The sequence below is a fragment of the Polynucleobacter hirudinilacicola genome (genome assembly GCF_002192535.1).
Classification (GTDB): domain Bacteria; phylum Pseudomonadota; class Gammaproteobacteria; order Burkholderiales; family Burkholderiaceae; genus Polynucleobacter; species Polynucleobacter hirudinilacicola.
The window spans coordinates 1-22,429 of sequence record NZ_NAIA01000001.1 but is presented as its reverse complement, the minus strand read 5'-3'; the positions used below and the strand labels follow the sequence as shown (position 1 = coordinate 22,429).

The following is a 22,429-nucleotide window of genomic DNA, read 5'->3' as shown; positions in this document are numbered from 1 at the left end:
TTTACTCTTTGGCTCACCGTAATTTCAGGCTAGATAAGCCAATCAATACCAATAGGATGGTGATGATCCAGAAACGCACAACCACTTGAGTCTCTTTCCAACCACCTAATTCAAAATGATGATGCAGCGGCGCCATGCGGAAAATGCGGCGCCCTTCGCCAAAATATTTCTTGGTTAACTTGAACCAAAATACTTGCAACATTACAGAGACAGTTTCTGCAACAAAAATTCCGCCCATCACAAAGAGCACAATCTCTTGACGCACAATGACTGCAATAGTCCCAAGTGCGCCGCCTAATGCCAGCGCACCAACGTCACCCATGAATACTTGTGCTGGATGCGCGTTGTACCAGAGGAAAGCTAAACCCGCACCGCCCATGGCGCCACAAAAGATCAACAACTCACCAGCGCCCGGAATATAAGGGAACAATAAGTATTTGGCGTAGATAGCATTACCCATTACATAAGCAAATGCCCCTAAGGCTGCTCCCACTAAGATGACAGGCATGATGACCAAGCCATCGAGTCCATCAGTTAAGTTCACTGCATTACTACTGCCAACGATGACCAAGTAACTCAAGATGATGAAGCCCATCATGCCTAACGGATAACTTACCTCTTTAATAAAGGGTAGTAGCAAATTTGTTTTTGCTGGAAGATCTAAAGCTAAGCCACTCTTGAGCCATTCATAGAAAAGTTGTAGCACCTTGAGGTTGTTGACTTCGGAAACTGAGAACGCCAAATAGATCGCTGCAAATAGCCCGATCAAGGTTTGCCAAAAGAATTTTTCTCTTGAGGCCATTCCCTTAGGATCTTTTCTAGCAACCTTACGATAGTCGTCTACCCAGCCAATCGCACCAAAGCCAAAGGTCACGATCATCACAATCCAGATAAAACGATTGCTTAAGTCTGCCCATAACATGCAGGACACAAAAATACCGATCAAGATCAAGACCCCACCCATTGTTGGAGTGCCAGATTTGACTAAATGCGTTTGTGGTCCATCAATACGAACGGCTTGACCCATTTTCAATGCCGTTAATTTTCGAATGACCCATGGACCAGCAGCCAGTCCAATCAACAAGGCAGTCACCGTAGCCATCACCGCTCTAAATGTAATGTAGTTAAAGACTCGGAAGAAGCCAAAATCATCCTGCAGCCATTGCGCCATAATTAAGAGCATGTTTTAGCCTCCTCTAACAAGGCTTGCACTACACGCTCCATGCGCATAAAACGTGAACCCTTAACCAAAATATTGAAATGCTCATTACTACCGGCTGACTGAGCATGCAATGCATCTCTTAACTGCTCAATCAAGCTATCCATTTCAGCAAAATGTTTTGCGCTAGGAGTGGGTAATCCATTTTTCTGGACATCATCGAATCCTTGAATAGCAAATTGACATTGCTCGCCCAGAGCAAATAATTTATTAACGCCTTGCTCAGCAGCGTAAGCACCAACCTCACGATGAAACTCAGGCCCTTGATTGCCTACTTCACCCATATCACCTAAAACCAACCAAGAGATATTGCCTGACTGCTTGAGAGCATCAATTGCTGCTCTGACTGAATCTGGGTTAGCGTTATAGCTATCATCAATTAAGGTGTGATTAGAATCAATTTTCTTAGCCTGCATACGTCCATTAACCGGGGAGAATGCCTCTAAGCCTTGCTTAATATTTTCTAGGCTAAGGCCAGCCGCTACAGCAACAGCGCTAGCAGCCAATGCATTACGCGCATTGTGGCTACCCAAAGTGTTTAACTGAATCTCTATCGAACCTAACTCTGTTTGCACATGCACGTGGCCATTATTTAATAAGCGCCCCATGACTGCAGCCTGCAGTGTTGACTGGCCCGATTGCAAAACAAAATCAATGATTTTGCGTCCAGCTGCAGCTTCATGCCAAACGCTTGCAAATTCAGAATCCGCTGGAAATACCGCTATTCCATCTTTCGGTAAGGCTCTGATGGCATCAGAGTGCTCCTGAGCTACTGCAGCTACAGTAGCCATGAACTCTTGATGTTCGCGCTGCGCATTATTTATCAAGGCAATATTTGCCTGAGCAATATCAGCAAGCTGCGCAGTCTCCCCAGGATGATTCATTCCTAACTCAACTACAGCAAGTCGATCGGTTGAGCTAAGCTTTAATAATGTCAGCGGTAGGCCAATATCATTATTCAAGTTCCCTTTAGTCACCAAGGTATGGGCTTCGCCAACTGCCGCTCTAAAAATAGAGGCAATCATTTCTTTCACGGTAGTTTTGCCATTACTACCAGTCACCAAGGCCAGCGGGATGGGATGATTGGCGCGCCAGGCTTTTGCAAATACTCCAAGGCCAATACGAGTATCAGCAACGCAAACTGCAGGCAAACTTTCAGGGCATTTATCTTGATTACTAATAAGCACTCCAGTTGCTCCTGCTTTAGCAACATCTGATAGAAAATCGTGGGCGTCAAAGCGATCACCAGTCAAAGCCACAAATAATTCTTTGGCATCAATCTGCCGACTATCGCTGCCAACTCTAGAAATACTTGCTAACTGAGCATCCTCTGGGGAAATATTGATCAAAGCGCTTCCAGGCAGCATGGCATGCACTTGAGCAAGTGTTGTCATAACAGGCATCAGACCATTCCCCCAGCAGCCAAACGAATATGCTCTTGGTCAGAGAAATCAAATTTCTTGCCATTAATGTCTTGAGTGGTTTCGTGACCTTTTCCTGCCACCAAAACAATATCTTGGGAATCGGCATTACGCACGGCAGCCATAATTGCTGCGGCACGGTCAACAATCATCTGCACTTCTGAAGATTTCTGATTGATACCCGTGCGAATCATTTCCATGATGGCTTGCGGCTCTTCAGATCTTGGGTTATCACTAGTAATAATGATTTGATCCGCAAATTTTTGAGCTACCGCACCCATTTGTGACCGTTTACCAATATCACGATCACCGCCGCATCCAAATACACACCAAATCTTTCCACTGCGTTGCTCTGCAATTGGACGTAAAGCTTGTAAAGTCTTCTGAAGGGCATCAGGCGTGTGAGCGTAATCAACCACTACTAATAAACCTTCTGATTTTTGCTGCTTACCTACTTGGATTAATTCCATGCGACCGAGCACGGGACGTAATTGACTTACTCGCTTGCTTGCCTCATCACAAGTTAAACCTTGAGTAAGTAATACAGCCCATACAGCAAGTGCATTACTTAAATTAAATTCACCCAACACAGGAATATGCACGCAATTGCTGCCAACCCCCTCATATACAAATAGGGAGTCATACCCCGTACCATTCAGTACGCTATCTTTTGCAAAAACACGATGAAAGCGATCACCAAATTTTTCAAATTCCTTAAGAGATTCTTGATTTATGGTGAATGCCCAAACCTGAATGTGGCCTTGAGCTAAAAGCTTTATGGCGATCTCACGACCAAAGGCATCATCAAAATTAATGACAGCGTGCTCTAATCCCGCCAGCTCAAATAGCTTTGCCTTCGCTTCCGCATACTCAGCCATGCTGTTGTGATAGTCCAAATGATCCTGCGTCAGATTTGTAAAAACTGCGCAGTTAAGATGAGTACCCATTACTCGACCTTGATGCAAAGCATGTGATGACACTTCCATTGCTACCTGCTTAGCACCAGCATTGAGTAACTCTTGAAGTTGAGTCTGTAACTTCGGCGCATCTGGAGTTGTATATCCAGTTTGTACTAAAGAGCCTGGGAAGCCATTACCTAAAGTACCTAGTACTGCTGTTCGGTGGCTGGGCTCGTCCAAGGCTTGAGCTAACCACTGCGTAATACTCGTTTTACCGTTAGTGCCTGTTACACCAATCACCTTTAATTGCTTACTTGGATAGCCATACCATTGTGCAGATAAGTCGCCAACCTGATCTGCAAGGTTTTCAACAGCAACGCATTGTGGATGATCGAGATATTGAGCACCAGCTCCCGCAGGATCAAATACAACGGCTGCTACACCTTTCTCCAATGCGGCATTAATAAACTGACGGCCATCTCTTAACGCGTTTCCATGCCCAACAGGATAGGCAAAAAAGATATCGCCAGATTCAAGCTGGCGACTATCGGCACTTACCTTAGCAGTACTGTTTGCTAGGCTGTGCAAGTGGTCAATCAGATGATTGGGATCTATATTCAATGCCATCCTCATCGTTTTAAAACCACATGCTGGGTTTGTACATTTGCAGTTCGAATCTCATCAGGACTCTTATCTTGCAAAACCATTTGCTTCACTTTGTTATCAGGAAGCACATTGAGAGTATTGAGCGTTTCACTCACAATGGTTGAGAACACTGGTGCTGCAACCTCACCGCCATAGTGACCGCCAACGGTTGGCTCATCAATCATGACTGCAACCACAATTCTCGGGGCGCTGATTGGCGCTAAACCAGCAAAGTAAGCGCGATACTTATTGCCATACCCTTTGCCAACTAATTTATGTGCTGTTCCTGTCTTACCGCCAACCCTAAAACCTTCGGCCTGTGCCTTGATAGCAGTACCACCAGGCTCGGTCACGGTCTCAAGCATGGAACGCATTTCAATCGCAGTCTTTGCAGAGAGCACTCTGCTGCCTGGTTTGAAATTTGGACTACGCTCAATCGTGAGTGGCACTAACTCACCATCACGTGCAAATACTGTGTAGGCCTGTGCCACCTGAAAGAGTGATGCAGAAATACCGTAACCAAATGCAATTCGAGCTTGATCGGTTGGCATCCACTTTTTAAATGGATGTACTGTCCCAGCTACAGCACCAGGGAAACCAATTTTTGGTGACTGCCCAAAACCAACCGCAGTATAAAAATCCCACATCTCTTCTGCAGAGAGGCTATTTAATGCAATCTTTGCAGTACCAATATTGCTAGATTTCTGAATAATCTGTGCAACAGTTAAATTGCTATATGCGTGAGTATCGGTAATAGGTTTGGGTCCAACTAAATATTTGGCACCAATCACCATATTGGTATCTGGCTGAATTACGCCCTTTTCTAAAGCAATAGCAACTGTCAATGGCTTCATTGTTGAGCCAGGCTCAAAGGTATCCGTCAACACGCGATTACGTAACTGTTCGCCCGTGAGAAATTTACGATCATTGGGGTTGTAGCTTGGATAATTTGCCAAGGCTAAAATTTCACCAGTTTGAGTATCTAAAACTACTGCGCCACCAGCTTTTGCGCGATGTTTCTCAACTGCATCTTTGACGGCGTTATACGCTAAGAACTGAATCTTGCTATCAATCGAAAGATTTAAATCTTTACCGTTTTGTGGTAACTGCAAGATTGCCATCTCTTCAACTACACGACCCAGGCGATCAACCACGACACGCCTTTGACCAGGATGACCCGCAAGCTCTTTCTGTCTCGAGAGCTCCATGCCCTCTTGACCACGATCTTCCACATTTGTAAAGCCAACCACGTGTGCCATCGCTTCACCTTCTGGATAGAAGCGGCGATATTCGTTATTCAAACCAATGCCTGGAATTTCTAATTGCTTAATTTGCTGTGCAATTGCCGGCTCAACCTGACGCTTTAAGAAAATCTGCTTACGATCTTCCTTAAGTTTTTTTCTGAGTTCAGGCTCGCTAATTTGCAAAAGACTAGCGAGCTTTTTAACCTTGTCTGCAGACAAATCATCTGGAACAGTGTCGTTATAGGCGATCACAGACTTCGCTTCTAGGCTAGTAGCAATGACTTGGCCATTACGATCCAAAATTTTTCCACGACTTGCTGGTAACTCCAGCTCACGCTGAGTACCGCGCACGCCTTTAGCTTCATAGAATGCATTTCCAGGACCTTGAATCCAAAATGCGCGCAACAAAAGCATCATAAAAACAAAGAACAAGAGGAATAGCATTAAGCGCGAACGCCACATTGGCAAACGCAATACTAAATTTGGCGTAGTAGAAAAACCAACCGGCCTCATTTAGCCTCCCTTAAGTACAAGGTACGTTCAGGAGAAATTGGGGACATCCGTAATTGATTGCGGGCAACATCACGAATACGTGCTGACTTTGAAAGATTACGTTGCTCATACTCCAGACGTAACCATTCTTGATTTAATTTACGCTCTTCAATCTGAGCACGCTCTTGGGCAATAAATAATTTACGCGCACGTTGTTGAGCTGCCACTAGCGATAAAGCGCAAATTAATAACAAAGTAAGCAAGGTCAAGGTAGCGCGATTCATGCGGATACCACCATCCGCTTCTCTGCGACCCGCATGATGGCTGAACGAGCCCTTGGATTTTCTAAGACTTCTGCTTCACTTGGTTTAACGCGGCTAATGATTTCTAAAGTGCTTTGAGGTAAGTCTTTTTCACGAACCGGTAGGCCACGAGGGACTTCCACTTTTGCGTGCGCCTGGAGAAACTGCTTCACGATGCGATCTTCTAATGAATGAAAGCTAATCACTGCAAGTCGTGCACCTGGCTTCAATAAATTGATGGCAGCTTTTAACCCTAGCTCTAAATCTTCTAATTCGCGGTTGATAAAAATACGCAATGCCTGAAATGTTCTAGTAGCAGGATCTTGACCAGCTTCACGTGTTCGTACCACGCTAGCAACCAAACTTGCTAGTTGAGTCGTCGTTTTTGGAGACAAGCCTTCTTCTCGCTTTGCCACAATGGCTTTAGCAATCTGAAATGCAAAACGCTCTTCTCCGTAAGTCTTAATCACGTGTGTGATTTCCTCCTGCGGCGCCTGCTCTAACCACTCTGCAGCTGTCATTCCTTGATCTGTATTCATCCGCATATCCAGCGGACCTTCGCGACGAAAGGAGAAGCCTCGATGCGCTTCGTCCACTTGTGGCGAACTGATTCCCAAGTCCAACAAAATTCCATCGGCTGATTCTGCTTGCGCATACTGATCCATATTTGCAAAGCTGTCGTGCACGATGGTTAAACGTGGATCGTTGATTGTCTGTGCCACTGCGATTGCATCCAAATCCTTGTCGAAGGAAATCATGCGCGCAGACTGAGGAAGCTGTTGGAGCAAAGCCTGTGTGTGACCACCGCGTCCAAATGTTCCATCGATTACCAAAATATTGTTTGCTGCGTTTTGTTTTTGAATGAGCGGACCACTGATTAGCGCCGTCACCGCCTCGGCCAGTAACACTGGGCGATGATTTATGTTCATGGCACCCTGTCATCAAAAATTAAATTGCTTGAGTGCTTCAGGCATGCCTAGTGCAATTGCAGCCTGCTCTTTTGCAGCGTATGTAGCTGCGTCCCACAATTCCAAGTGACTGCCCATACCAAGCAAGATCACTTCTTTTTCAATTCCAGCTGCTGCACGCAATTCCGGGCTAACCAAAATTCGTCCGGCATTATCCAAATCAATTTCTGCAGCATTACCCAGAAAAATTCTGCGCCACCAATGTGCGTCCATTGGAAGCTGAGCAACCCGCGCTCTAAAACTTTCCCATTCTGGTCTTGGGAAAAGCAAAAGACAGCCATCTGGATGCTTTGTGAGCGTGAGGCGGCCATCACCTTGAACCAACAAGGCGTCACGATGCTTTGCCGGAACTGACATTCGGCCTTTTGCATCTAAATTGAGAGCTGACGCACCTTGAAACACTATTTACCCCACTTTTTCACACTTCCTCCCACTTTAGAGGATCGCAATAGGAGGGTCAAGTGTTTTTGGGGATTTTTTTGGGAAATTCTCTAATGTTTACAAACACTTAGCGTAATGTGTTCAGAAGTTGGTGATAATAAAATAGCTACTTGAAACAATGGCTTGGAAAATATACTTAAGAATAGGTCTTAGCTATGGAGATAGATAATACCTAAATACACTGTAATTAAAAACAGTATTTATTAAAAAATATATCAAAAATTAATGTGAAATTGATTTTCTGGATTTATTCAAACTAAATCCTCAATATCCATTTTAAATTTTGTAAGCAGCGCTTGTCATTACCTTAGACATTGCTTGCATTATTTTTTGGATTGGCTCAGGCAAAGTAACTCCTCCTGCATTTAAAGCTGCTTGCCCATGTTCAATTTCATCAATGCGCATTTGATCAACAATTGCACGTGAACGATGATCTTCTTCCGGCAATTTTTTGAGATGACTCTCAAGGTGGTTTTCCACTTGTTTTTCAGTTTCAACAACAAAACCTAAACTCCACTTATCACCTGCTAAGCCAGCTGCCAAGCCGATTGCAAAGGACCCTGCATACCAAAATGGGTTGAGATAACTCGTGTGGGAACCAAGTTCTTTTAGCCGAGTTTCACACCATGCCAAGTGATCTAACTCTTCTTGTGCAGAATGATCTAGCATCTCTTTTATTTCTGAATTTCTGGCGACTAATTTTTGCGATTGATATAAAGCTTGCGCACAAACTTCGCCAACATGATTGATGCGCATTAAACCTGCCGCATGCTTTCGCTGCTCAGCATCTAATGCTAGATTGGCACCAGTCTCAGAACCTGGGGTAGGTCTTTGAGCATTTGCCCCGCCTACGACTGAACGAAGCGCGGTATCAAATTCAAGAATGAAACGGTCGACTGGAGTCATCGGCTGAAAATTAGACCAAAACCTCGGCTTTATAGCTCTGCTTGGTCTTTAATCCTAGTTCTGCGAGTAGCTCACGGTCCTGTTCGGCCTCTGGATTGCCGGTAGTGAGTAGTTGCTCACCATAGAAAATCGAATTAGCTCCAGCCATAAAGCACATGGCCTGAACGGCCCTACCCAGCTCTTGGCGCCCTGCAGACAAACGTACACGTGCCTTAGGCATCGTGATGCGCGCTACTGCAATGGTGCGCACAAACTCAAGCGGGTCCAAAGGCTTTTGATCGGCCAGGGGAGTACCAGCAACGGGCACCAGGTGATTAATCGGCACGGACTCAGGGTAAGGGTTCAAATTGGCTAAGCGTGCCAAGAAAGCAGCTCGCTGCTCACGGGACTCACCCATTCCAACAATGCCGCCACAGCACACAGACATGCCGGCCGCTCGGACATTGGAGATAGTGTCTAGACGATCTTGATAACCACGTGTAGAAATCACTGAGCGGTAAAAATCTTCGCTGGTATCAAGGTTATGGTTATAAAAATCTAGCCCAGCCTCTTGAAGTGCTTGGGCCTGGTTAGCCTCTAGCATCCCTAAGGTGGCGCAGGTCTCAAGGCCTAAAGCTTTTACACCCTTGATCATGGCGGTTACTTTTTCAATATCGCGATCCTTAGGCTCACGCCAGGCAGCGCCCATACAGAAACGGTTTGAGCCTGCCGCCTTAGCGGCTTTAGCGGCCTCTAAAACCTCCTCTAAGCCCATTAGCTTCTCAGCCTTCACATCCGTGTCATAGCGTGCGGCTTGAGGGCAATAACCGCAATCCTCAGGACAGCCACCGGTCTTGATGGACAACAAAGTAGCGAGTTCTACATCACCCTCGGGAAAGTAGGTTTTGTGTGTCTCCTGGGCCTTGAGCATCAATTCATTTAAAGGCAAGGCAAAAAGTGCCTCAATTTGGGCCACAGTCCACTGCCCAGAGGCATCAACCTCTTTACGTAAATTAGCCTTAGATTTGACTAAGGTCAGCGGTTTTTCAGCAGTTTGGGCGTCCAACATGGGCAAATTCCAGAAAATAGATCAATTCAAGCCATAAACATAACAGATACAAGCCTGAAATTGGAAAAACTAGTGGTCAAATATCAAACATGAAGGTTATTTCTGATTTAAATCAAGCCACCCTCGTTGATCGCAGCTTGGCTGCCGTTTGGCACCCCTGCACTCAGATGAAACATCATGAGTCATTTCCCCTCATTGCTATTACCAAAGGAAAGGGTCCCTGGCTCTACGATGAAAAGGGAAACGCTCTACTCGATTGCATTAGTTCTTGGTGGACCAATTTATTTGGCCATTCCAATCCGCAGATCAACCAAGCCATTACTAATCAATTGGAAAAAATTGAGCATGTGATGCTCGCAGGATTTACTCATCCGCCAGTGGTTGAGTTATCTGAAAAACTTTCTGCACTAACAAACGGTAAATTAGGTCATGTTTTTTATGCCTCAGACGGGGCATCTGCGGTAGAAATTGCCTTAAAAATGAGTCACCATTTTTGGCAACTTAATGACAAACCAAAAAAGAAAAAATTTGTTTGCCTAGAGAATGGATATCACGGAGAAACACTCGGCGCATTAGCGGTAACTGATGTTGCTATTTTTCGTGAAGCATATGGTGCACTATTGCAAGACGTGTACACAGTCACATCACCTGATACACGCAAAGCAAAAAATGGTGAGAGTGCGGAAGATGTTGCAAGGCATGCAGCAAGCGAACTCGAAATTTTATTCAAAGCAGAACATCAATACATTGCCGCGATTATCATCGAACCGCTAGTGCAATGCGCCGGGCAAATGGCGATGCATTCACCGGAATACCTTCGCTTAGTAAGGGACTTATGCAATCGTTATGAAATACACCTGATAGCCGATGAAATCGCCGTAGGCTGTGGCCGTAGTGGTAAGTTCTTTGCCTGTGAGCACGCCGAGATTTGGCCTGATTTTCTGACTCTATCCAAAGGTATTAGCGGTGGCTATCTCCCTCTATCGCTTTGCATGACCACCGATACCATTTATCGTGCTTTTTATGGCGATAAAACACAACAAGGCTTCCTGCATTCTCATTCGTATACTGGAAATCCGTTAGCGTGTGCAGCAGCACTAGCTTGCTTAAATATTTTTGAAACAGAACAAGTTTTAGAAAAGAATAAAGCCCGCTCACAAGATTTAGCAAATGCATTTGCCTGGGCAGAAGCAGATTCTCGAATCGAGCACTGGCGTCAACAAGGAATGATTCTGGCATTTGATGTTAAGAATGAATACCTCAAAAATGCAAGCACCTTTCCTCGTGAACTATTTGCCAAAGGGCTTGAGGATGGCGTTCTCATTAGACCAATTGGCAATACGATATACGTCATGCCCCCTTATATTTTGTCGACTGAAGAAACCATGCAGATGGGCCAAGCTATTGAACGCGCTCTTGCGAAGGCTTTAGGATGAGTAATTCATTTAGGGCCCTAGAACTTGCGCAAGGGGCTATTGCAGATTTAGATTTGCAACTACTCAGGAGAAAATTACGCGTTACCCAGTCTCCTTGCGATACCAATGCAACTGTCGAGAATAGGCAACTCAAGGCCTTTTGTAGCAATGATTACCTTGGTCTTGCTAATCACCCAGACTTAGTAAATGCTTTAGCAGAGGGAGCTAAAAAATATGGGGTTGGTAGTGGCGCATCCCATTTAATTAGTGGTCACAGCGCTGCACATGAGTTGCTTGAAAAAAAATTGGCGTCTTTTCAAGAGAAGCATATTCCAAATGCTCGCACCCTATTTTTTAGTACTGGCTACCTTACCAATCTAGCCGCCATCACAGGCTTAGCCAGGCTTACCGAGCGCGGTGATTTAAGTATTTACTCAGCCAAACTTAATCATGCCTCCCTAATTGATGGCGTTCGCTTAGCTGCTACACAAATGAATGCTACGGTTAACTTATTCGACCATACACAACTGACCTCATTAACTGAGACCCTCAAAAAAGATACAAAATCTCTTAAGCTCATCGTGACTGATGGCGTCTTTAGTATGGATGGCGATGTAACTCCCGTTCAGGAATTACTTCAAATAGCGCAGCAATACGATGCCCTACTGTTAGTTGATGATGCACATGGCTTTGGAGTGCTAGGGGAAAAAGGGCACGGCATCCTAGAGCAAGAGGGTATTCAATCTAACCGCATTATTTATATTGGCACCTTAGGAAAATCTGCTGGTGTCAGCGGTGCTTTTATTTGTGCACAAGACTCCTTTATTGAATGGCTGATTCAAAAAGGGCGCCCTTATATTTATAGCACTGCGACCCCGCCAGCCATTGCACATACCTTACTCAAAAGTCTTGAGATTATTGAAAGTGATGAAGGTGTTAAGCGTCGATCACATCTCAATCAGCTGATTCAAATTTGGCAAGATGAAATGACCTTTATCAATTGGGAAAAAGTGTCATCTTGCACACCAATTCAGCCAATTATTTTAGGCAGCAATGCCAATGCACTTCTGGCAGCAAAGCTATTAGACGAAGCAGGCTATTGGATTCCAGCAATTCGTCCACCTACGGTTCCTCTTGGTAGCGCACGTTTGCGTATAACCTTTTCAGCAAATCACAGTGTTGATGATTTACGCAAACTCATTACAACCCTGAAAAAGATCGAGCAAGAAATCAACCACAAGGCAAATCATGACTAAGCTCTCTGGCTTCTTTGTGACTGGCACCGATACCGAGGTTGGCAAAACCTTAGTGAGTGGTGCATTAATACTAAAACTCCGTGAACAAGGCAAGAAAGTATTGGGCTTTAAACCAGTCGTTGCTGGAACATACCGAAGTGCTAATGGTGATGTGCTCAATGAAGATCTTGAAACTTTGCGCATTGCTTCTCAACTTGCAGAAGGTCAATTAGAGTTGTGCCCTTATGTTTTAGACTTGCCCGCAGCGCCCCATCTGATCGCCGCAAATCAGGGTATTACTATTGAGCTTAATACCATCATGCAAGCGCTTAGTCAGATTCAAAAACAGAGTGACTACCTTATTGTTGAAGGGGCCGGTGGATTTTTGATTCCCTTAAATAATGATGAAGATCTCGGGGATTTTGCACAGCAAATCAATTTACCCATCATTTTGGTAGTCGGTATGAAATTAGGTTGCATTAATCACGCTCTACTCACCCAGGAAGCGATCAAAGCACGTGGTTTGAAAATTGCCGGGTGGATTGCTAACTCTCTAGCAACTGAAATGCTCTTACTCAAAGAAAATATTGCTACTTTGCAAGCAAGAATAGATGCGCCTTTTTTAGGACATATTCCGACGCTACCAAAGGCACTCCAAAAAGCAGATAACAGTCCCTATTCAATTGAGGCACTTCGTTTTGCTGCAGAGCACATCCAAATCAGGAATCATTAACCCCTAGAGCAAGCCCTAAAGTGCAACTGGCGGGACTTTCAGATAAGATGAAGGGATGCATTTACTTCCTGAAATCCTTGATTCTGCAGAAGCTATTCGAGACATTCGTCGCAATATTCATGCTCACCCTGAATTGCGCTTCGAAGAAAATCGCACTTCTGATTTAGTTGCAGAAGCGCTTTCAAGCTGGGGCATCGCCGTTTATCGCGGTATGGGTAAAACGGGCGTAGTCGGCCGTCTCGATGGCGATTTAGGTCCTGGAAGAATGATTGGCCTTCGGGCTGACATGGATGCACTTCCGCTGCAAGAACATAATAATTTTGAGCACACCTCACGTAATGCTGGAAAGATGCATGCCTGTGGTCATGATGGTCACACTGCAATGCTGTTAGGTGCCGCTCAATATCTAGCGAATCACCGCGATTTCAAAGGTAGCGTCATTTTTATATTCCAGCCTGCCGAAGAGGGTGGTGCTGGTGCGAATGAAATGATTAAAGATGGGCTCTTTCAACAATTTCCTTGCGATGCTGTTTTTGGGTTACACAATTGGCCCGGATTAGCCGAAGGTCACTTTGGTGTTACATCAGGCCCTATGATGGCCTCAAGCAATACTTTTGAAATTACCATCACTGGCAAAGGCGGTCACGCCGCCCTCCCTCACAATAGTGCTGACCCTGTTCTTACTGGGGCGCAGGTAGTTTTAGCGCTACAAAGCATTATTACTCGCAATAAACGCCCTGTTGATGCGGCCGTTCTATCTGTTACACAGTTTCATGCAGGCGAAACAAGCAACGTCATTCCTGATAGCGCTTTCATCGGCGGCACCGTCAGAACATTCACGTTAGAAGTGTTGGATCTCCTAGAGCAACGGCTGCGTGAAATTGCACACAGTGTTGCGGGGGCATTTGATTGCCATGCAGAAATTGTATTTTCCAGAAACTACCCCCCACTCATTAATCACGATGCTGAAGTTGAGTTTGCAAGTGTAGTGATGAGTGAGCTAGTGGGTAAGCAAAAGGTTAATACCAATATTGATCCCACAATGGGTGCAGAAGATTTCGCCTTCATGTTGCTCGAGAAGCCGGGGTGTTATGTATTTTTAGGTAATGGTGATGGCGATCACCGTGCGGTAGGTCATGGCATGGGTCCATGCCACCTGCACAACCCCTCTTACGACTTTAATGACGCGTTAATTCCGGTGGGCGTGAGCTACTGGGTGAAGCTAGCGCAACGCTATCTAGAAAAGAACTAAGACTGCTTACTTAAGAGTTGGTGAATTTCGCTGGGCGTTTTTCCATAAACGCAGCCATACCTTCTTTTTGATCATTGGTTCCAAAGCAGGTATGGAATAAGCGACGTTCAAAATGAATACCTTCTGATAACGTAGTCTCATAAGCCGCATTTACAGCCTCTTTTACCATCATCGCCGTCAGCAACGGCATATCGGCAATCTCTTTAGCAATGGTTTTAACCTCTTTCAATAGATCTGCTTTGGGAAAGACGCGTGATACCAAACCAGAACGTTCAGCCTCTGCCGCATCCATCATGCGACCAGTCAAAGCTAAATCCATGGCCTTCGCTTTCGATACGGCTCGTGGCAAACGTTGCGTACCGCCAGCACCTGGGATGATTCCCAGCTTCACCTCTGGTTGAGCAAACTTGGCGCTATCTGCAGCCATGATGGTGTCGCACATCATGGCTAACTCGCAACCGCCACCTAGAGCATAGCCAGATACGGCCGCAATTACTGGCTTACGAACTTTTCTAATTTCTTCCCAATTGCGGGTAATGAAATCATCCCGATAAACATCTTTTAAACCATACTTGGCCATTGAGGCGATATCAGCACCAGCAGCAAAAGCCTTCTCACTACCAGTGAGGATGATGCAACCAATATTGTCATCAGCATCAAAACCAAGCAACGCAGCACCAAGCTCGTCCATTAATTGATCATTTAAGGCATTAAGAACCTCAGGCCGATTTAAGGTAATAGTGGCAACCTTGCCATCAACTTCGGTCAAAATTGTTTTGTAGCTCATCAATTTCCTTCTATCCAAGATCCATCAATTATCGTGGTAACAATAACCACATCTTGCCATTTTGTTTCATGCGCCCTGCGATTTCTCCAGCAGCATCACCAGAACCCCAATAAAAATCAGCCCTAACGCCACCTACGATGGCTTTTCCTGTGTCTTGAGCCATCACGAGCTTTTGCAAGGATTGATTACTTAAAGGCTTAGTTGTAGCCAAGAATACAGGTGCACCTAATGGCATAGCCTGTAAATCAACTGCAATACTGCGCTCTGCAGTTAAGGGAACGCCAAGCGCTCCTGTTGGACCAAGATCTGCGTCCACATTGCTGGGCAACTCTTTGAAAAATACAAAGCGTGGGTTTGCATTGAGCATTTCATTAACACGATCAGGGTTCCGTTTTGCCCATTGTGAAATTCCCTGCATGCTTGCCTCACCACGTGTCATCTCTTTGCGATCTATCAACCATTGTGCAGATGATTTAAAGGGCTGCTCATTGGTACCCGCAAAACCGAGACGGAGAATGCGACCATCCTGCAGACGAATTTTTCCTGAGCCCTGAATTTGCATAGATGCAGCAGCAACAGGATCTTGTACCCAAGCAATTTCAGATCCTTGCAGCATCCCGGAGCTCATGAGTTCAGCGCGAGTTGGTCCAGGATTAGGTCGCGATTTTTTCCAAGCATTTGGGTAAGAATAAAGTGGCACGTTATAAGTACTGGTGCGAGTTTGCGAGCCATTCATTACAGGCTCGTAGTAGCCGGTAATTAAACCTGTGTCGCTACCAGCGCTATTACGAATTTCGTAGGCTTGAAAGTTACTCTCAAAGTATCGACGAATAGATTGTGTATCGCGAGCAGATACGCTTGCAGCTTGCACACACACTTGGCGCCAATTCATTTCGCCACTACGTTTACGCAATACCTCACAACTCTTGAGCCATGCAGGCCAAGCTTGAGATACATCATCATCCTGCCAACCTGGTAAGGCTTGCCACGAAACCGCATTGAAACTCGCAATTGAGGAGTTATAAGATGAAGGGGGCGCACCAGAACTGCTAGCTCGATAGCCAGTGCCTCTAGTAGGTGGAGTAGAGCATCCCACCACTAGGCTCGCAATCAGAATAGCGAATACACTTAACTGAACTAATTTAAATTTAGAAATCATGATTGCCAATTTACTTGATCAATACCCAATGCTGCTCTTTGTCATTGAAGGTGCTATTGCCTTGGGGCTCTTGCTGTTTATTGTCCTATGGACGGGCAAAGGGAAAAAATAGCTTTTTTAAGCGCGTGGCCCTAATGCAGGGTCCGCGGCATCACTAATGCAAATTCAGGAATGAGCGCCTGGAAAAACTGGGCTTCCTCGGTAACGCAAAAGTACTCGCCCCGCATCGTTCCTGCTGGGGTAGGCAAAGTAGCCCAGCTGGTGTATTCAAATTGCTCACCAGCGCGTAACAAAGGCTGTTGCCCAACTACCCCTAAGCCACGCACCTCTTGAACGTCATTATCCCCATCGGTAATGAACCAATGGCGGGCAATAAGCTGGATGCTAGCGGTACCCGTATTGCGAATGGTGACCGTGTAGGCAAAGGCAAATTGGCGATTATCGGGGTCAGATTGCTCCGGAAGGAACTGGGCTTTGACCGAAATGCTGATTTCATGGGGATTCATGCTCGAATTCTGCTCCATCCTAAGGCCAACTGCAAGCTAGAATCTAGGGATGGAAAGCCAAAAATTACCCTCAAGCAGTCAATTTGTCATCGCCCCCTCCATTTTGTCGGCTGACTTTGCCTGCCTGGGCAAGGAAGTTCAAGACGTTCTGACAGCTGGTGCCGATTGGATTCACTTTGATGTGATGGATAACCACTACGTACCCAACCTCACAATTGGCCCCCTAGTTTGTGAGGCTATTCGTCCGCATGCCCTGAAAAATGGCAAACCTGCAGTGATCGATGTTCACCTCATGGTTGAGCCCGTAGATCGTATCGTGCCTGATTTTGCAAAAGCTGGCGCCAATCTCATCAGCTTTCATCCTGAAGCGAGTCCGCACGTCAATCGCACTCTGAATTTAATTCGTGATCAAGGCTGTCAAGCAGGTCTTGTGTTTAATCCCGCAACACCACTCGATCATTTAGATCACACTTTGGAATTGCTCGACTTAGTTTTACTCATGTCAGTGAATCCAGGATTTGGCGGCCAATCCTTTATTCCAAGCACTCTGAATAAAATTGAACAAGTGCGCGCGCGCTTAGATCGTTACGAAGCTGAGACTGGTCGCCACATTCGTCTTGAAGTTGATGGCGGAATCAAAGTAGACAACATCGCACAAGTGGCTCAAGCAGGAGCTGACACCTTTGTTGCTGGGTCAGCCATTTTTGGAAAAGACAACTACACACAAGTGATTGAGACCATGCGTACTGAATTAGGAAAGACTGGAAAATCCTAATGCAGCGCGAAGAATTTAATGCCCTAGCAAAACAGGGTTTCAATCGCATTCCTCTGGTTAAAGAGGTACTTGCAGATCTGGAAACGCCGCTATCGCTTTACGTCAAACTCAGCCAAACATTTGGTAAAAAAAATACCTATCTCTTGGAATCTGTTGTAGGTGGCGAGCGCTTTGGTCGCTTCTCCTTTATTGGCCTGCCTGCCAAGACGCTCATTCGCACTGTGGGTACCCCATCAAAACCCGTGAATGAAGTCATTACTGATGGCAAGGTGGTCGAGACCAATACTGATAATCCACTCGATTTTATAGATGCTTATTTCAAACGCTTTAAGGTCTCAGTAGAGGCTGGTCTACCGCGTTTTTGCGGCGGTCTTGCTGGCTACTTTGGTTATGATACCGTTCGATATATCGAATCACGCTTAGCCAAACATGATTTACCAGACGAACTTGGTGTGCCCGATATTCAACTCATGCTGACTGAAGAGTTGGCGGTCATTGATAACGTCGCTGGAAAGATTTATTTCATTGTCTATGCAGATCCGGGTAATGCTGATGGCTTTGAAAAGGCACAAGACCGCTTAAAAGAATTACTTACTTGCCTTGGTAAGCCGGCGAATATGCCTGCATCACTACCCAGCACAAAAACAGATCTGATTCGTAAATTTAAATCTGCAGATTTTGAAGAGGCAGTACGCAAAACCAAAGAATATATTTTGGCTGGTGATTGTATGCAGGTTGTGATTGGTCAGCGCATTAGCAAACCATTTACCGACTCACCATTGGCGCTATACAGAGCACTACGTTCCTTAAACCCATCGCCTTATATGTACTTCTATGACTTTGGCGATATGCAAATTGTGGGCTCCTCCCCAGAAATCCTCGTTCGCCAAGAAAAACGTGCTGCAGAGAAAATTGTGACGATTCGCCCTCTGGCCGGTACCCGTCCACGTGGCGCTAACCCTGCGGAAGATGAGCGTCTGGCTAAAGAGTTACTAGCAGACCCTAAGGAAATTGCTGAGCATGTCATGTTGATTGATCTTGCTCGAAATGATGTTGGCAGAATCGCCAAGACAGGATCAGTAAAAGTTACAGACTCCATGTCGATCGAAAAATACTCTCACGTGCAACACATTGTGAGCTCAGTTGAAGGCGATCTTTTAGATAATATGAGCAATATGGATGTCTTACGAGCAACCTTCCCTGCGGGCACACTCTCTGGCGCACCCAAAATTCGTGCGATGGAAATTATTGACGAAATGGAAATTGTGAAGCGCGCAGTTTATGGTGGCGCAGTCGGATATCTCTCTTTCTCAGGCGATATGGATGTTGCAATTGCAATTCGTACCGGAGTCATTCGTGATGGCATGCTGCACTCCCAAGCGGGCGCAGGTGTCGTAGCTGACTCTGATCCTACCGCCGAATGGAAAGAAACCGAAGCCAAAGCGCGTGCAGTTTTAACAGCCGCTGAATTAGTACAAGGAGGACTCGATGCTCCTAATGATTGATAACTACGATTCGTTTACCTACAACCTTGTTCAGTATTTTGCTGAGCTAGGTGAAGAAGTAAAAGTGTTTCGAAATGACGAAATCACTGTGGAAGATATTGCGAAATTCAAGCCCGCACGCATTTGCATTTCCCCTGGACCCTGCAGCCCTGCAGAAGCCGGCATCTCAGTGGAGACCATCAAACGCTATGCAGGACAGATTCCGATCCTAGGTGTATGTCTTGGCCATCAAGCTATTGGCGAAGCATTTGGTGGCAAGGTGATTCGCGCCCAGAAAGTCATGCACGGTAAGACTGACTTGATTCACCACACAGGTGTAGGCGTTTTCAAAAACCTGCCAGACCCGTTTAAAGTCACGCGTTACCACTCACTCGCCATTGAGAAAAGCTCCTTACCTGCAGCGCTGGAAGTAACAGCTACCTCCTCCGATGGAGAGATCATGGGTGTACGCCATCGCAAACTCTCAGTTGAAGGCGTGCAATTTCATCCCGAGTCCATTCTCTCTGAGCACGGCCATGCCCTGCTCAAAAATTTCTTACTTAATCAGTAACTCAGTAAATCGATATGAGCGCTACGCCAATTACTCCTCAAGAAGCACTGCAACGTTGCATTGAACATCGCGAACTCTTTCATGATGAAATGACTGCGATGATGCGGCTCATCATGAGCGGGGAAATGTCGCCAGAGCTTGTGGCTGGGTTATTGGTAGCTCTGCGCACTAAAAAAGAGACTGTCGGAGAAATCGCCGCGGCAGCACAAGTCATGCGTGAATTTGCAACTACTGTTCATGTGGATGACCGCGCACATCTAGTGGATGTTGTAGGTACAGGTGGCGATGGAGCACATACTTTTAACATCTCTACTGCAGCGATGTTTGTTGCTGCTGCAGCTGGAGCAAAAATTGCTAAGCACGGCAATCGGAGTGTAAGTAGCAAGTCTGGCAGTGCCGATGTGCTCGAAGCATTAGGCGTAAATCTAGGACTTTCTGCAGAGCAGGTTGCTCAATGTATCTCCACTGTAGGGGCTGGCTTTATGTTTGCCCCTAATCACCACCCTGCCATGAAGAACGTTGTGCCCATTCGCAAACAACTGGGTGTACGGACTATTTTCAATATCTTAGGGCCGCTGACCAATCCCGCCGATGCCAAGCGCATCTTGATGGGAGTATTTCATCCTGATCTTGTGGGCATTCAGGCTCGGGTGCTGCAAGCTTTAGGCATGGAACATGCTCTGGTGGTTTATGGTCGCGATGGTCTAGACGAGATCTCCTTAGAGGGTCCAACTCTAGTTGGCGAACTCAAGGACGGCATTGTGCGTGAATATGAAATTCATCCAAAAGACTTTAAATTGAAGACCGCCCTCACTAATAGCTTCAAAGTAGCCAATGCAGAAGAATCAAAAAAAATCGTATTAGATGTCATTGATAACAAGCCAGGTGCAGCGAGTGATATTGTGTGTCTAAATGCAGGGGCAACCCTGTATGTTGCTGGTGTAGCCAAAGATATCGCCTCTGGCGTAGAAATGGCCAAAGCAGCGATTACATCTGGGGCTGCACGTCAGAAGTTAGACGCATTTGTCGCCGCAACCCAATCCAAATAAAACCTATGAGCGATATCCTCGACAAAATTGTTGCGACCAAGAAGATTGAGATTGCCCATGGCCTTCAGAAAATCTCTCTTGGCAATCAACGCGATATTGCAGAATCAAACAATAAAGACGCTTTACTAAAGCCGCGTGGTTTCATTAGCGCAATTGAAAATAAAATTGCTGCCGGTAAGCCAGGTGTAATTACTGAGGTTAAAAAAGCAAGCCCCAGCAAAGGAATTCTGCGGGACAACTTTAACCCCGCACAAATTGCCCAATCTTATGAAAAGCATGGGGCAGCTTGCCTATCAGTGCTCACTGATGTGAACTATTTCCAAGGCTGTAATGCCTTTCTACAAGAGGCTCGATCAGCTTGCAACATTCCAGCTCTACGCAAAGATTTCACCATCGACCCCTATCAAGTTTACGAAGCTCGTGCGATTGGTGCGGATGCCATTCTCTTAATTGTGGCCTGCTTAGAACTCAATCAAATGAAAGAGCTTGAGGCCTGCGCCCATGAGCTAGGCTTAGACGTTTTGGTTGAGGTTCACAATGCTCCCGAGCTCGAGCAAGCATTAGAGCTAAAAACACCCTTGCTTGGGATCAATAACCGCAATCTCAAGACATTTGAAGTGACACTACAAACTACGCTGTCACTTCTCTCTATGGTTCCACAGGATAAAACTTTAGTTACCGAGTCAGGGATATTAGGTCGGGGTGATGTGCAATTGATGCGCGACAATCAAATCAATGCATTCCTAGTGGGCGAAGCATTCATGCGTGCAGCCGATCCTGGAGTCGCCCTTAGCGAGCTGTTCTCCTAACTTTATTCAAAACGTCTAGGCTGTATTTGACAAAAGAGATCAATAGCAGGGAACCGAGTATGTCGCCAATAAACATGACAGAGACATGATTTACTCCGCCCGCATTATCTAATGCCATAGTAGAAAACCACCACTGATGTAAGCCAGCGCTCAGAAATGAATACACCAGAATACAAATAATTAATTTCTGTAAATTGAGGTCACTCAAATCGGGCGCCAGTCGAACGTTACTAAGAACGAAAAATCTTGCAAGGTAAGGGGCAAAACCAGAGACCAAACCGATACCAATACAAAGCATTAAGTCGTGGGGAAAGTCACCGTGGTAGCTAATCAAAAATGATGCCAAGGCAATGCCTATGGCTCCTGGAAGTCCAAAAATCAGAGTCAGAAATAAACGCAGACCTGCCGGCAAATAAATCCAATTAACGCCTAGACTAAAAATAAACTCACTGGTTAACCAGTGATTGACATAAAAAAGGGATGCATATGCAAATGCACTAATAAGAAGAGCAAAAAACGCTTCGGGGAGAGTTCCTAAAATTTTAGTCATTGCATTCATTATGAATGTTTGTCATAGCGAATTTCATTTGTGAAAAGATTCACTAGGGATTACACTAAGATTAGCTCTAGGGCTAGCAACCATCAAAACTGTCAACCGGATCAAATATCAATACATTATGGCAATAACCAAGTCTCCGTCTTATCTTCGCTTTCTCAATTTGATCGATGCTCTAGATCGGATGAATCCTGGCAAGAAACTAGACTATGTTGAAGAAAACTTGCTGGATAAAATCATTAACTGTGCTTATTCCAAAAAATCTATCTTGGTGGGTGATTTAATTGCACTTTCAGAGCTGGGTTCACAAGCAACCTTACATGGTCGCTTGAAGAACCTCAGCGCGATGGGTTACATCAAAATGATTTCAAATGTTGATGGACGCAAGAAAGAAGTATTGCCCACAAAGCTGGCGCTCAAGCGCTACGAAGAAATCTCCAAGTGCCTCGAGAAAGCAGTCAAGTCTGCTTAAGTTCTTATCACCCCAATAAAAAAGCCCTTTTTAAAAGGGCT

Annotated in this window: 23 protein-coding genes; 10 read left to right on the top strand and 13 right to left on the bottom strand. The window is 45.5% G+C overall.

Annotated elements, in window-relative coordinates; translation table 11 throughout:
* Nucleotides 1-13 precede the first annotated feature (13 nt).
* The 9 genes from mraY to bioB form a co-directional block, all read right to left on the bottom strand.
* Nucleotides 14-1,183, bottom strand: a complete 1,170-nt coding sequence (mraY, locus tag B6A14_RS00115) for a phospho-N-acetylmuramoyl-pentapeptide-transferase (RefSeq protein WP_087908467.1) — start codon at nucleotides 1,181-1,183, stop codon at nucleotides 14-16.
* The gene (locus B6A14_RS00110) at nucleotides 1,174-2,622 is read right to left on the bottom strand and encodes a UDP-N-acetylmuramoyl-tripeptide--D-alanyl-D-alanine ligase (RefSeq protein ID WP_087908466.1); all 1,449 of its coding nucleotides are present in this window, start codon (nucleotides 2,620-2,622) and stop codon (nucleotides 1,174-1,176) included. Before B6A14_RS00110 ends, mraY begins: the two co-directional genes overlap by 10 nt.
* Nucleotides 2,622-4,166, bottom strand: coding sequence for a UDP-N-acetylmuramoyl-L-alanyl-D-glutamate--2,6-diaminopimelate ligase (locus B6A14_RS00105; RefSeq protein WP_407947020.1), 1,545 nt, complete (start codon nucleotides 4,164-4,166; stop codon nucleotides 2,622-2,624). The genes B6A14_RS00110 and B6A14_RS00105 overlap by 1 nt, the downstream gene beginning before the upstream one ends.
* 2 nt (nucleotides 4,167-4,168) lie before the next feature.
* Nucleotides 4,169-5,941 (bottom strand): peptidoglycan D,D-transpeptidase FtsI family protein, encoded by a 1,773-nt coding sequence (locus B6A14_RS00100; protein WP_087908464.1) that lies wholly within the window; start codon nucleotides 5,939-5,941, stop codon nucleotides 4,169-4,171.
* On the bottom strand, nucleotides 5,938-6,204 hold the full coding sequence (gene ftsL, locus B6A14_RS00095) for a cell division protein FtsL (protein WP_087908463.1): 267 nt from the start codon (nucleotides 6,202-6,204) through the stop codon (nucleotides 5,938-5,940). The genes B6A14_RS00100 and ftsL overlap by 4 nt, the downstream gene beginning before the upstream one ends.
* Nucleotides 6,201-7,151, bottom strand: a complete 951-nt coding sequence (rsmH, locus tag B6A14_RS00090) for a 16S rRNA (cytosine(1402)-N(4))-methyltransferase RsmH (RefSeq protein ID WP_087908462.1) — start codon at nucleotides 7,149-7,151, stop codon at nucleotides 6,201-6,203. The genes ftsL and rsmH overlap by 4 nt, the downstream gene beginning before the upstream one ends.
* 12 nt (nucleotides 7,152-7,163) lie before the next feature.
* A complete protein-coding gene (gene mraZ / locus B6A14_RS00085) occupies nucleotides 7,164-7,592 on the bottom strand; it encodes a division/cell wall cluster transcriptional repressor MraZ (RefSeq protein WP_087908461.1) in 429 nt (142 codons plus the stop codon).
* A gap of 315 nt (nucleotides 7,593-7,907) precedes the next feature.
* Nucleotides 7,908-8,537: a 2-polyprenyl-3-methyl-6-methoxy-1,4-benzoquinone monooxygenase gene (coq7, locus tag B6A14_RS00080; RefSeq protein WP_087908460.1), complete on the bottom strand. Its 630-nt coding sequence runs from the start codon at nucleotides 8,535-8,537 to the stop codon at nucleotides 7,908-7,910.
* Nucleotides 8,538-8,547: 10 nt separating this feature from the next.
* On the bottom strand, nucleotides 8,548-9,585 hold the full coding sequence (bioB, locus tag B6A14_RS00075; protein WP_087908459.1) for a biotin synthase BioB: 1,038 nt from the start codon (nucleotides 9,583-9,585) through the stop codon (nucleotides 8,548-8,550).
* Between the two features lie 89 nt (nucleotides 9,586-9,674).
* Here bioB and bioA point away from each other — a divergent pair, with 89 nt between their 5' ends.
* Genes bioA through B6A14_RS00055 form a run of 4 tightly spaced genes read left to right on the top strand, consistent with a single transcriptional unit; the run spans nucleotide 9,675 to nucleotide 14,220 of the window.
* Nucleotides 9,675-11,021, top strand: coding sequence for an adenosylmethionine--8-amino-7-oxononanoate transaminase (gene bioA / locus B6A14_RS00070; protein WP_087908458.1), 1,347 nt, complete (start codon nucleotides 9,675-9,677; stop codon nucleotides 11,019-11,021).
* Nucleotides 11,018-12,256: an aminotransferase class I/II-fold pyridoxal phosphate-dependent enzyme gene (locus B6A14_RS00065; protein WP_087908457.1), complete on the top strand. Its 1,239-nt coding sequence runs from the start codon at nucleotides 11,018-11,020 to the stop codon at nucleotides 12,254-12,256. The genes bioA and B6A14_RS00065 overlap by 4 nt, the downstream gene beginning before the upstream one ends.
* Nucleotides 12,249-12,968, top strand: a complete 720-nt coding sequence (gene bioD, locus B6A14_RS00060) for a dethiobiotin synthase (protein WP_087908456.1) — start codon at nucleotides 12,249-12,251, stop codon at nucleotides 12,966-12,968. The genes B6A14_RS00065 and bioD overlap by 8 nt, the downstream gene beginning before the upstream one ends.
* A 55-nt stretch (nucleotides 12,969-13,023) precedes the next feature.
* Nucleotides 13,024-14,220, top strand: a complete 1,197-nt coding sequence (locus B6A14_RS00055) for a M20 aminoacylase family protein (RefSeq protein WP_087908455.1) — start codon at nucleotides 13,024-13,026, stop codon at nucleotides 14,218-14,220.
* Nucleotides 14,221-14,230: 10 nt separating this feature from the next.
* On the opposite strand, the gene B6A14_RS00050 is transcribed toward B6A14_RS00055, so the two are convergent.
* From B6A14_RS00050 to apaG, 3 genes are all read right to left on the bottom strand, one after another.
* The gene (locus tag B6A14_RS00050) at nucleotides 14,231-15,007 is read right to left on the bottom strand and encodes an enoyl-CoA hydratase (protein ID WP_087908454.1); all 777 of its coding nucleotides are present in this window, start codon (nucleotides 15,005-15,007) and stop codon (nucleotides 14,231-14,233) included.
* Nucleotides 15,008-15,035: 28 nt separating this feature from the next.
* Nucleotides 15,036-16,166, bottom strand: coding sequence for a murein transglycosylase A (mltA, locus tag B6A14_RS00045; RefSeq protein WP_087908453.1), 1,131 nt, complete (start codon nucleotides 16,164-16,166; stop codon nucleotides 15,036-15,038).
* Nucleotides 16,167-16,297: 131 nt separating this feature from the next.
* A complete protein-coding gene (apaG, locus tag B6A14_RS00040; protein WP_087908452.1) occupies nucleotides 16,298-16,672 on the bottom strand; it encodes a Co2+/Mg2+ efflux protein ApaG in 375 nt (124 codons plus the stop codon).
* Between the two features lie 49 nt (nucleotides 16,673-16,721).
* Between apaG and rpe the strand changes: the two genes are divergently transcribed.
* Genes rpe through trpC form a run of 5 tightly spaced genes read left to right on the top strand, consistent with a single transcriptional unit; the run spans nucleotide 16,722 to nucleotide 21,360 of the window.
* Nucleotides 16,722-17,447 carry a ribulose-phosphate 3-epimerase gene (rpe, locus tag B6A14_RS00035; RefSeq protein WP_087908451.1) on the top strand — a complete coding sequence of 242 codons (726 nt, stop codon included), beginning with the start codon at nucleotides 16,722-16,724 and terminating at the stop codon, nucleotides 17,445-17,447.
* Nucleotides 17,447-18,952, top strand: coding sequence for an anthranilate synthase component I (gene trpE, locus B6A14_RS00030; RefSeq protein ID WP_087908450.1), 1,506 nt, complete (start codon nucleotides 17,447-17,449; stop codon nucleotides 18,950-18,952). The genes rpe and trpE overlap by 1 nt, the downstream gene beginning before the upstream one ends.
* Entirely contained in the window at nucleotides 18,936-19,502 is a 567-nt protein-coding gene (locus B6A14_RS00025) for an anthranilate synthase component II (protein ID WP_087908449.1), read from the top strand. The genes trpE and B6A14_RS00025 overlap by 17 nt, the downstream gene beginning before the upstream one ends.
* Before the next feature lie 14 nt (nucleotides 19,503-19,516).
* Complete coding sequence (trpD, locus tag B6A14_RS00020; protein WP_087908448.1) at nucleotides 19,517-20,551, top strand: anthranilate phosphoribosyltransferase; 1,035 nt, start codon at nucleotides 19,517-19,519, stop codon at nucleotides 20,549-20,551.
* 5 nt (nucleotides 20,552-20,556) lie between these two features.
* Nucleotides 20,557-21,360 (top strand): indole-3-glycerol phosphate synthase TrpC, encoded by an 804-nt coding sequence (gene trpC / locus B6A14_RS00015; RefSeq protein ID WP_087908447.1) that lies wholly within the window; start codon nucleotides 20,557-20,559, stop codon nucleotides 21,358-21,360.
* Here trpC and B6A14_RS00010 read toward each other — a convergent pair.
* A complete protein-coding gene (locus B6A14_RS00010; RefSeq protein ID WP_087908873.1) occupies nucleotides 21,341-21,910 on the bottom strand; it encodes a hypothetical protein in 570 nt (189 codons plus the stop codon). The genes trpC and B6A14_RS00010 overlap by 20 nt on opposite strands.
* Nucleotides 21,911-22,037: 127 nt before the next feature.
* Between B6A14_RS00010 and B6A14_RS00005 the strand changes: the two genes are divergently transcribed.
* Entirely contained in the window at nucleotides 22,038-22,388 is a 351-nt protein-coding gene (locus B6A14_RS00005) for a hypothetical protein (protein WP_087908446.1), read from the top strand.
* Nucleotides 22,389-22,429: the final 41 nt, after the last annotated feature.

What these genes read in the sequence shown, in the direction of transcription:
- B6A14_RS00025 (WP_087908449.1), top strand. Translation starts at nt 18,936, where the DNA reads ATGCTCCTAATGATTGATAACTACGATTCGTTTACCTACAACCTTGTT.
- trpE (WP_087908450.1), top strand. Translation starts at nt 17,447, where the DNA reads ATGCAGCGCGAAGAATTTAATGCCCTAGCAAAACAGGGTTTCAATCGC.
- bioB (WP_087908459.1), bottom strand. Translation starts at nt 9,585, where the DNA reads ATGTTGGACGCCCAAACTGCTGAAAAACCGCTGACCTTAGTCAAATCT.
- apaG (WP_087908452.1), bottom strand. Translation starts at nt 16,672, where the DNA reads ATGAATCCCCATGAAATCAGCATTTCGGTCAAAGCCCAGTTCCTTCCG.
- trpD (WP_087908448.1), top strand. Translation starts at nt 19,517, where the DNA reads ATGAGCGCTACGCCAATTACTCCTCAAGAAGCACTGCAACGTTGCATT.
- B6A14_RS00065 (WP_087908457.1), top strand. Translation starts at nt 11,018, where the DNA reads ATGAGTAATTCATTTAGGGCCCTAGAACTTGCGCAAGGGGCTATTGCA.
- mltA (WP_087908453.1), bottom strand. Translation starts at nt 16,166, where the DNA reads ATGATTTCTAAATTTAAATTAGTTCAGTTAAGTGTATTCGCTATTCTG.
- trpC (WP_087908447.1), top strand. Translation starts at nt 20,557, where the DNA reads ATGAGCGATATCCTCGACAAAATTGTTGCGACCAAGAAGATTGAGATT.
- B6A14_RS00010 (WP_087908873.1), bottom strand. Translation starts at nt 21,910, where the DNA reads ATGACTAAAATTTTAGGAACTCTCCCCGAAGCGTTTTTTGCTCTTCTT.
- bioA (WP_087908458.1), top strand. Translation starts at nt 9,675, where the DNA reads ATGAAGGTTATTTCTGATTTAAATCAAGCCACCCTCGTTGATCGCAGC.
- rsmH (WP_087908462.1), bottom strand. Translation starts at nt 7,151, where the DNA reads ATGAACATAAATCATCGCCCAGTGTTACTGGCCGAGGCGGTGACGGCG.
- rpe (WP_087908451.1), top strand. Translation starts at nt 16,722, where the DNA reads ATGGAAAGCCAAAAATTACCCTCAAGCAGTCAATTTGTCATCGCCCCC.
- ftsL (WP_087908463.1), bottom strand. Translation starts at nt 6,204, where the DNA reads ATGAATCGCGCTACCTTGACCTTGCTTACTTTGTTATTAATTTGCGCT.
- B6A14_RS00105 (WP_407947020.1), bottom strand. Translation starts at nt 4,166, where the DNA reads ATGGCATTGAATATAGATCCCAATCATCTGATTGACCACTTGCACAGC.
- mraY (WP_087908467.1), bottom strand. Translation starts at nt 1,183, where the DNA reads ATGCTCTTAATTATGGCGCAATGGCTGCAGGATGATTTTGGCTTCTTC.
- B6A14_RS00005 (WP_087908446.1), top strand. Translation starts at nt 22,038, where the DNA reads ATGGCAATAACCAAGTCTCCGTCTTATCTTCGCTTTCTCAATTTGATC.
- B6A14_RS00100 (WP_087908464.1), bottom strand. Translation starts at nt 5,941, where the DNA reads ATGAGGCCGGTTGGTTTTTCTACTACGCCAAATTTAGTATTGCGTTTG.
- coq7 (WP_087908460.1), bottom strand. Translation starts at nt 8,537, where the DNA reads ATGACTCCAGTCGACCGTTTCATTCTTGAATTTGATACCGCGCTTCGT.
- B6A14_RS00110 (WP_087908466.1), bottom strand. Translation starts at nt 2,622, where the DNA reads ATGCCTGTTATGACAACACTTGCTCAAGTGCATGCCATGCTGCCTGGA.
- B6A14_RS00055 (WP_087908455.1), top strand. Translation starts at nt 13,024, where the DNA reads ATGCATTTACTTCCTGAAATCCTTGATTCTGCAGAAGCTATTCGAGAC.
- bioD (WP_087908456.1), top strand. Translation starts at nt 12,249, where the DNA reads ATGACTAAGCTCTCTGGCTTCTTTGTGACTGGCACCGATACCGAGGTT.
- B6A14_RS00050 (WP_087908454.1), bottom strand. Translation starts at nt 15,007, where the DNA reads ATGAGCTACAAAACAATTTTGACCGAAGTTGATGGCAAGGTTGCCACT.